3 protein-coding genes are annotated in these 4,089 nt (G+C 69.5%); all 3 read left to right on the forward strand.

Annotation, left to right across the window (positions count from 1 at the left end; translation table 11 throughout):
- Nucleotides 1-88 precede the first annotated feature (88 nt).
- The gene (gene htpG / locus B7R87_RS00905; RefSeq protein ID WP_040917153.1) at nt 89-1,978 is read left to right on the forward strand and encodes a molecular chaperone HtpG; all 1,890 of its coding nucleotides are present in this window, start codon (nt 89-91) and stop codon (nt 1,976-1,978) included.
- 161 nt (nt 1,979-2,139) lie between these two features.
- Nucleotides 2,140-2,793 (forward strand): response regulator transcription factor, encoded by a 654-nt coding sequence (locus B7R87_RS00910; RefSeq protein WP_006351019.1) that lies wholly within the window; start codon nt 2,140-2,142, stop codon nt 2,791-2,793.
- On the forward strand, nt 2,790-4,061 hold the full coding sequence (locus B7R87_RS00915) for a sensor histidine kinase (protein WP_006351018.1): 1,272 nt from the start codon (nt 2,790-2,792) through the stop codon (nt 4,059-4,061). The genes B7R87_RS00910 and B7R87_RS00915 overlap by 4 nt, the downstream gene beginning before the upstream one ends.
- The last annotated feature ends 28 nt before the right edge of the window (nt 4,062-4,089 follow it).

Below are 4,089 nucleotides of genomic sequence, written 5' to 3' on the forward strand. Positions count from 1 at the left end.
ACCGGCCGGAGGCGGCCGGTTGACCTGCGGCGCGACGCTTCCTATCGTTGATCGAACTCTTCAATGGTCGACGATTAGGGGGAAAGCGATGACATTACAGTCGGATACGGAAACGCGTAGTTTTCAGGCCGAGGCGGCCCAGATTCTGGACCTCATGGCCCATTCGCTCTACAGCAACAAGGAGATTTTCCTCCGTGAGCTGATCTCGAATGCCTCCGACGCGATCGACCGGCTCCGTTTCGAGCGGTACGCCGACCCCGGACCGGCCGACGGCGAATCGGACGATGCGCCGCGGATCCGTATCTCGTTCGACAAGGACGCGGGTACGGTCACGATCGCCGACAACGGCATCGGGATGAGCCGGCAGGAGGTGATCGACAACATCGGCACCATCGCCCGCTCGGGCACCGCCGATTTCCTCCGTTCGCTCACCGGGGACCAGCGCCGTGACGCCGAGCTGATCGGCCAGTTCGGTGTCGGCTTCTACTCGGCCTTCGTCGTCGCCGACCGGGTGGTGCTGACCACGCGCCGGGCGGGGCTGCCCGCGTCCGAGGGGGTGCGCTGGTCGTCGGACGGCAAGGGGGAGTACGCGCTGGAGGCGGTGGAGCGCGCCGAGCACGGCACCACGATCGTCCTGGAGCTGCGGGAGAGCGAGGACGAGCTGCTGAGCGAGTACCGGCTGCGGTCGATCGTCCAGCGGTACTCGGACCACATCACGCAGCCGATCGTGCTGTCGGACGACGACACCGCCGTCAATCAGGCTTCGGCGCTGTGGACACGTCCCAGGAGTGAACTCAGCGAGCAGGACTACCACTCGTACTACCGGAATCTCACGCACGACTACTCCGATCCGCTCGCCCATGTGCATACGAAGGTGGAGGGGCGCTACGAGTACACGCTCCTGCTGTACATCCCGTCCCGGGCCCCGCACGATCTGTGGCTGCCACAGACCCGCGGCGGTCTCCGGCTGCATGTGCGGCGGGTCTTCATCCTGGAGGACACCGGCCAACTCCTGCCGGACTACCTGCGGTTCGTGCGCGGGGTCGTCGACTCCGCCGATCTGCCGCTGAACGTCTCCCGGGAGATCCTCCAGAGCAGTCATGCCGTCGATCACATCAGGTCCAGCGCGGTCAAGCGGGTGCTGAAGCTCCTCGGCGGGCTGGCGGCCGACGAGCCCGGGAAGTACGCGGACTTCTGGAAGGAGTTCGGCGGTGTCCTGAAGCAGGGCGTGGCCGACGACCCCGCCCACCGTGAGGACCTCGTCGAGCTGCTGCGCTTCACCTCCACGCGGTCGGGCACCCAGGACGCCGACGTGTCCCTCGCCGACTACGTCGACCGGATGAAGGACGGCCAGGACAAGATCTACTACCTGCTGGCGCCGGGGCAGTCCTCGGCCGCGGCGAGCCCGCATCTGGAGGCGTACCGGGCCAAGGACATCGAGGTGCTGCTGCTGAGCGAGGCCGTGGACGGTTTCGTCGTCTCCGGCCCGCTCCAGGAGTACCGGGGCAAGCGGCTCCGGTCCGTGACGCAGGGCCCGCCCGACTTCGGCACCCTGGAGGACGAGGCCGAGAAGGAGGCCGCCGACCGGGCGGACTCCGACTACGCGGCGCTGCTCGGCCTGCTCAAGGCGCATCTGGCGGGCAAGGCGTACGACGTACGCGTCACCAGCCGGCTGACCACCTCCCCTGCCTGCATCGTGGCCGACGGGGTGGAGACCGATTTCACCACCGCGCAGCGGCTTCGCGGTTCGGGGCTGCCGAACCAGCCGATTCTGGAGATCAACCCCGGGCATCCGCTGGTGCGGCGGCTCAACGAGGACCGGGACGATCCCCGTCTGGCCGAGTGGGCCCATGTCCTGTTCGACCAGTCCGTGCTGACCGCCGGTGCCCGGATCGAGGAGCCGACCGCGTTCGTCACCCGGCTCAACGAGCTGCTGCTCTCCCTCACCGGGGACGGTTCGCCGGACGCCTCGGACTGACCGCGGCCCCCGCTGCCCCGCGCGGACGCCGGCCGGTCGTCCGGCCGGCGTCCGGCGCCCGGAGTGACTTCCTCGGGTCCGATCCTGTCCGGCAGCGGGTTTCGCCGAGGTGACCGCAAGCGTTAACCGCCGTCCTACCGCAGATCTGGGGCAATGTCGGCATGCGAATTCTGGTGGCCGAGGACGAACGCTTCCTGGCGGATCTGGTGGCGGAGGGGCTCCGCAAGGAGGCGATGGCGGTCGACGTCGCCTATGACGGGGCCGCCGCGCTGGAACGGCTCGGCGTCAACGACTACGACGTTCTGGTCCTCGACCGCGATCTGCCCCGGGTGCACGGTGACGACATCTGCCGTGAGCTGGCACAGCAGGGGGGACGGGTCCGCATTCTGATGCTGACCGCGTCCGGCACGGTGCACGACCGGGTCTCCGGGCTGAATCTGGGCGCGGACGACTATCTGGCCAAGCCGTTCGCCTTCAGCGAGCTGGTGGCGCGGATCAACGCGCTGGGCCGCCGGGCCGGGCCGCCGCTGCCTCCCGTGCTGGAGCGCGGGGACATCACCCTGGACACGGGCCGGAGGCAGGCGTTCCGCGACGGTCACTATCTGCCGCTGTCCCGTAAGGAGTACGCGGTACTGGAGGTGCTGATGAGGGCCCGGGGCACGGTCGTGAGCACCGAGGAGCTGCTGGAGCGGGCCTGGGACGAGCACACCGATCCGTTCACCACCGTCGTGAAGGTGACGATGAGCAAACTCCGGTCCAAGCTGGGCGACCCTCCCGTCATCGTCACCGTCCCCGGAAGCGGGTACCGGCTGTGAAGCGGGTACGGCCCGGGGCGCGTTCCGGCCGGCCGGTTCGGTTCGGACGGCGCGCCCTGGCTCCGCTGCGCGGCTCGGTCCGGGCCCGGATGACGCTGCTGTACGGCGGTGTGTTCACGGTCATCACGCTGGCGGTACTGATCACGGCGCTCCGTCTGCAGAAGGGAATCGTCGACGGCAAGGTCGACCGGTTCGTGAAGCCCGGTTCGGTGGCCGGGATCCCGTGCGAGATGCGGCCGCCGGAGTCGCCGTGTTCGGCCGTGCCGTACCGGCCTTCCGCGGACACCGCTCCGGCCGCGTCCCCGCCGGGGCCGCACACGGTCCTCGACCGGGAGGGGAAGGCGCAGCTCCAGCACGATCTCGCGAGTACGCAGCTGGTCGTCAGTCTGATCGCCATCGGGGTGATCATGGTGCTGGCCTTCGTGGTGTGCTGGTGGCTCACCGGCCGGCTGCTGCGGCCTCTGCAGCGGGTCACCACGACCGCGCGCCGGCTGTCGTTGTCGACGCTGCACGAACGGATCGCGCTGACGGGGCCTCGGGACGAGCTGAAGGATCTGGCCGACACTTTCGATGCCATGCTGGACCGGCTGGAGCATGCGGTGGCGAGTCAACGGCGTTTCGTGGCCAATGCCTCCCATGAGCTGCGGACGCCGCTCGCCATCCAGCGGACCGCGATGGAGGTCGGTCTGGCGGATCCGTCGCCGGAGCGGGTGGCCCGGATCCGGGAGGAGCTGCTGCGGGCGACCGAGCGGTCGGAGCGGTTGATCGAAGGGCTGCTGGTGCTCGCGCAGGGTGAGCAGGAGTTGACCGTGCGGGCTCCGGTGGATCTGGCGACGGTGGTCGACCAGGTCATCGGGGAACATCTGCCGTTCGCCGAGCGCCGCGGTATCGCCGTCGGCGCCACCACCCGGCCGGTCACGGTCGCGGGCGACGAGGTGCTGATCACCCGTCTGGTCGCCAATCTGGTGCAGAACGCGATCCGGCACAACGACGAGGGCGGGCGGCTGCTGGTCGACCTCTCCCCCGCCGGTGGCCTGGTGGTGAGCAATACGGGCCCGGAGGTGCCGCCGGAGCAGGTCGGCGAGTTGTTCGAACCGTTCCGGCGGTTGCACGCGGACCGTACGGGATCGTCGGAAGGCGCGGGTCTCGGGCTGTCCATCGTGGCGGCGATCGCGCAGGCCCACGGCGGTACGGTGCGGGCCGCGGCCAATCCCGGGGGCGGGCTGGCGGTCACCGTGGCCCTGCCGGTGCTCGTGCCCTCGGGGTGACCCGGGTCGTCTCTTCCTTCCCGGGTGT

The organism is Streptomyces tsukubensis (assembly GCF_003932715.1).
Taxonomy (GTDB): Bacteria; Actinomycetota; Actinomycetes; order Streptomycetales; family Streptomycetaceae; genus Streptomyces; species Streptomyces tsukubensis.